Origin of the sequence: Shigella sp. FC1661 (assembly GCF_001712525.1) — a bacterium.
In the GTDB taxonomy this organism is placed as follows: domain Bacteria; phylum Pseudomonadota; class Gammaproteobacteria; order Enterobacterales; family Enterobacteriaceae; genus Escherichia; species Escherichia coli.
This window is the reverse complement of record NZ_MDGW01000485.1, coordinates 1-420: the sequence shown is the minus strand read 5'-3', so window position 1 is coordinate 420 and position 420 is coordinate 1. Positions and strand designations below refer to the sequence as shown.

1 protein-coding gene and 1 pseudogene are annotated in these 420 nt (G+C 41.4%); both read left to right on the top strand.

Features of this window, described 5'->3' with window-relative positions:
• A partial coding sequence (locus tag BFF42_RS20885; protein WP_000618533.1) for an IS1 family transposase occupies window positions 1-82 on the top strand: 82 nt, incomplete at its 5' end.
• Between the two features lie 14 nt (window positions 83-96).
• Window positions 97-258: pseudogene (locus BFF42_RS20880) on the top strand (DUF2686 family protein); the annotation flags it as partial.
• Window positions 259-420 lie beyond the last annotated feature (162 nt).

Sequence of the window (420 nt, the reverse complement as noted above, 5' to 3'; positions counted from 1 at the left end):
GAAGTCGCTGTCGTTCTCAAAATCGGTGGAGCTGCATGACAAAGTCATCGGGCATTATCTGAACATAAAACACTATCAATAAGTTGGAGTCATTACCTAGAAGCCTATCCTGGTACCGCGGAGATCCATGCAAAAATGGGATATAACGTTATCCCCGGTGATGAAGATGCGCCACTCAAACGCATGACTCTGCAACCGTCATCTCTTCCAGAACTGTTTGAATTAAAAAATGGTGAATGGAATTATATTGGCAAATAACCACTGAGAAGAATGAGTACTAACATTCAGGTTATATAGATATTTAAACAATACCCTGCAATTTACGGTAATGCTGCCAACTTACTGATTTAGTGTATGATGGTGATTTTAAGGTGCTTGCGTGGCTTCCATTTCCATCAGATGTCCTTCCTGCTCCGCTAC